Here is a 3916-nt window from a genome sequence, read left to right on the forward strand (position 1 = left end):
TCGAGGGTTCCGGTGAGGGTGGTGGTTCCGTCGATGGTGAAGGTGACCGTGCCGGCCGGTGTTCCGGCGCCCGGCGGCACCGGGGTGACGGTCGCAGTGAAGGTGACCGGCTGCCCGAACACCGTCGGGTCAGGTGATGACGCGACGGAGGTGGTCGTGTCGGCCGAGTCGACGGTGTGGGTGTCGGCGCCGGAGGAGGGGGCGAAGTTGGCGTCGCCGTTGTAGACAGCGGTCTCGCTGTAGGTCCCCACGGCGAGGGCGTCCGAGGTGAAGGTCGCGACGCCGGACGCGTCCAGCGGGACGGTGCTGGTTCCGCCGCCGCTTTCGGTGAAAGTGACGGTGCCCGTGGGGATTCCGGCTCCGGGCGCGACAGGGGCCACGACGGCGGTGAAGGTGACCAGCTGCCCGACCACCGAGGGATCCGGCATTGACGCCACCGTCGTCGTGGTTGCGGCCCGATTGACGACCTGGGTGTCGCTGCCACTGGAGGGAAGATTGTTGGCGTCGCCGTTGTAGGTGGCGGTGGCCGCGTACGCCCCGGGCTCGAGGGCGGGGATGATGCCCGTGGCGACTCCCTGGGAGTCGAGGGGCAGCGTCACCGACGCACCTCTGTTGTCGGTGATGGTGACGGTCCCGGTGGGCACGCCCGCTCCGGGCGCGATGGGTGTGACCGTGACGGTGAAGGTGACGTCCTCACCGAAGACAGACGGATCGGGAGTGGAGGCGAGCACGGTCATGGTCGCCGCGGGGCTGACGGTGTGGGTGTCGGTGCCGCTGGAGGTGCTGAAGTTGGCGTCGCCGTTGTAGGTGGCAGTGATTGTGTAGGTGCCGGCGGAGAGTGTGCTAAGGCTGACGACCGCGATGCCGGACGCGTCGAGGCTCGCCGTCAGAGTGGGGCCACCGCTGATGGAGAAGGTGACGGTGCCGGTGGGTGGCCCCGCCCCCGGTGAGAGCGGGGCATTCACCGCGGCGAAGATCACGGTCTGGCCGAAGACGGTGGGGTCCGGAGTGCTGACGACCGTGGTCTGTGTCGGCGCCTGTGCGACGGTCTGGGTGTCGCTGCCGGTGGACGTACTGAAGTTGGCGTCACCGTCATAGGTGGCGGTCACCGAATGTCCGCCCGCCGTCAGGGAGTTGAGGCTGAGGCGAGCGATGCCGTCGGTGTCCACCCCGACGGTGGTGGCGGCACCACCGTCGATGGTGAAGGTGACCGTGCCGGTGGGAGTGCCGGCGCCCGGTGCGATGGGCGCGACGGTCGCGGTGAAGGTGACGTCGTGTCCGTAGACCGAGGGGTCGGGCGTGGAGTTGACGGTGGTGGTGGTCGAGGCGGCGGTGACGGTGTGGCTGTCGGCCCCGGTCGATGCGGCGTAGTTGCTGTCCCCGACGTAGGCGGCTTGGACGGTGTGGCTGCCGACGGCGAGTGCGCTGGTGCTGATGGTCGCGGTGCCGGTGGCGTCGAGGGTTCCGGTGAACGTGCCTCCGCCGGGACCGTCGATGGTGAAGGTGACCGTGCCGGCCGGTGTTCCGGCGCCCGGCGGCACCGGGGTGACGGTCGCAGTGAAGGTAGCCGTCTGCCCGAACACCGTCGGATCGGGCGATGACGCCACGGAGGTGGTCGTGTCGGCCGAGTCGACGGTGTGGGTGTCGGCGCCGGACGAAGCCGAGTAGTTGGTGTCGCCGCCGTAGGCCGCCGTGGCGGCGTGCGTCGCGACACCCAGGGTGTCCAGGGTGAGTTGCGCAGCACCGGACGCGTCCAGCGGCTGAGTGAAGCTGCCTCCGCCGGTTCCCACGACGGTGAAGGTGACGGTCCCGGTCGGCACGGGCCCGGGCTGTGCCGGGGTCACGGTCGCCGTAAAAGTGACCGGCTCCCCGAAGACCGACGGATCCGGACCGGACGTGAGCGTGGTCGTGTTCGAGGGCTCCACCTCGACGCTGTGGGTATCCGCCCCGGTCGAGGAGAGGTGGTCGGTGCCGCCGTTGTAGGTGGCGGTGATGGCGTGAGAGCCCAAGGCGAGCGTACTGATGGCCAGTTGGGCGGTGCCGGTGGAGTCGAGGGCCTCGGTGAAGGTACCGCCGCCGGTCCCGGTGACGACGAAGGTGACCGTGCCCGTCGGGGTCCCCGCTCCGGGGGCGACCGGTGAAACCGTCGCGCTGACGGTGACGGGCTCGCCGAACGTGGACGGGTCGGGGGAGGAGGTCACCGTGACGGTCGTCGTCGCGACCTGGACGGTCTGCGAGTCGGTGCCGGTCGACGGGGTGTGCTCGGCGTCGCCGTTGTAGGTGGCGGTGACCGAATGGCTGCCTGCGGGGAGGGAGTTGAGGATGAGCTGGGCGCTGCCGTCGGGGTTCAGCGGGACGGTGGTCGTATCCCCGCCTCCGCTGAGAGCGAAGGTGACGGTGCCGGTGGGTGTTCCGTCACCGGGAGGGACGGTCGTCACCAGCGCCCTGACGGTGACCGGTTGCCCGAAGACCGACGGATCCGGGCTGGAGTTGACGACGGTTTCAGTGTCCGCCGGATCGACGGTGTGGGTGTCGCTGCCGTCGGAGGCAAGGTAGCCGATGTCGCCGCTGTAGGTGGCCTGGACCGTGTGGCTGCCGGCAGGGAGCGTGCTGGTGCTGACGGTGGCGGTGCCACTGGCGTCGAGGGTTCCGGTGAGAGTGGTGGTTCCGTCGATGGTGAAGGTGACCGCGCCTGTCGGGATCCCCGCACCCGGCGGTACAGGCGCGACGGTCGCGGTGAAGGTGGCGGTCTGGCCGAACACCGTCGGATCGGGGCTGGAGTTGACGGTGGTGGTCGTGGCTGCGGGTTCGATGGTGTGGGTGTCGGCACCGGTGGAGGGCGCGAAGTTGCTGTCGCCGTTGTAAGTGGCGGTGGCGGCATACGACCCGGGCGGGAACACAGGGAGGATGCCGGTGGCGACACCGCCGGAGTCGAGAGGCAGCGTGACCGACGCACCTCCGCTGTCCGTGATGGTGACCGTGCCGGTGGGGACTCCCGCTCCCGGCGCGATGGGTGTGACCGTGGCGGTGAAGGTGACGTCCTGGCCGAAGACGGACGGGTCGGGGGTGGAGACAAGCACCGTGGTCGTCGAAGCACGGTTGATGACGTGCGTGTCGGCACCGGTGGAGGGCGCGAAGTTGCTGTCGCCGTCGTAGATGGCGGTGGCGGCGTACGACCCGGTGGGGAAGTCGGGGAGGACACCCCTCGCGACGCCGTCGGCGTCCAGGGGCAAGGTGACGATGTCGCCCTCACTGCCGGAGATGGTGACGGTCCCGGTGGGCATGCCCGCTCCGGGCGCGACGGGTGTGACCGTGACGGTGAAGGTGACCTGCTGCCCGAAGACGGACGGGTCGGGGGTGGAGACAAGCACCGTGGTCGTCGAAGCACGGTTGACAGTGTGGGTTTCGGTCGCCTCGGACGGGGAGTGGCTGACGTCCCCGTTGTAGGTGGCGGTGACGGCGTGGCTGCCGGCGGGGAGTGCGCTCGTGCTGACCGAGGCGACACCGTTCGTGTCGAGGCTTCCCACCAGCGTGGGTCCGTCGCTGATGACGAAGGTGACGGTCCCGGTCGGCACTCCCGCGCCAGGAGCGACCGTGGCCACTACGGCGGAGAAGACGGCCGTCTGACCGAACACCGTCGGATCCGGATTCGACGTCGCCGCCGTAACAGTCGCCGCCGGATCGACCGTATGGGTCTCCGTGCCCGACGAACTCGCGAAGTTCCCGTCGCCGTTGTAGGTGGCCGTCACCGAATGAGAGCCGACCGTCAGCGAGTTGGCCTGCATTGCCGCTGTACCGTCGGCTTCGAGCTGCGCTGTGACGACACCGGCTCCGTCGAGGACGAAGGTGACGGTGCCGGTCGGGGTGCCCGCCCCTGGTGCGACGGGCGCCACGGTCGCGGTGAACGTCACCGGCT

Annotated in this window: 1 protein-coding gene; it reads right to left on the minus strand. The window is 69.8% G+C overall.

Annotation, left to right across the window (positions count from 1 at the left end; genetic code table 11):
• Nucleotides 1–3916, minus strand: a 3916-nt coding sequence (locus tag I004_RS39230; RefSeq protein ID WP_158677129.1) for an Ig-like domain-containing protein, incomplete at both ends; no start/stop codon positions are given.

It is taken from the genome of Streptomyces sp. TAA486 (assembly GCF_000426165.1).